Below are 295 nucleotides of genomic sequence, written 5' to 3' on the forward strand. Positions count from 1 at the left end.
ATGGGCATCAGCTTCACCTTCGTCACGGTTGCTTGCACGGTGGCGGCCACCCAAGGGTACGGGGCGCTCATAGGCGCCGTCATCGTAGGCGGCGTGCTGGAGGGGGTTCTCGGCCTGTTCGCGCAGGATTGGCGGCGCATCATCACGCCTATCGTGGCGGCTGTGGTGGTGACGGCCATCGGCTTCTCGCTTTTGGGCGTGGGCGCGGCCTCCTTCGGCGGGGGCACGGACGCACCCGTTTTCGGGTCGCCGGTCAACTTGGCGCTGGGAACCATCTCGCTTGTGGCCTGCCTTG

Annotated in this window: 1 protein-coding gene; it reads left to right on the forward strand. The window is 67.1% G+C overall.

The annotated features are described in order from the left end of the window. On the forward strand, positions 1-295 hold a 295-nt coding region (locus NE591_RS14865; protein WP_256157058.1), incomplete at both ends, for a solute carrier family 23 protein.

It is taken from the genome of Adlercreutzia sp. DFI.6.23, assembly GCF_024462535.1.
GTDB classification, from domain to species: domain Bacteria; phylum Actinomycetota; class Coriobacteriia; order Coriobacteriales; family Eggerthellaceae; genus Adlercreutzia; species Adlercreutzia rubneri.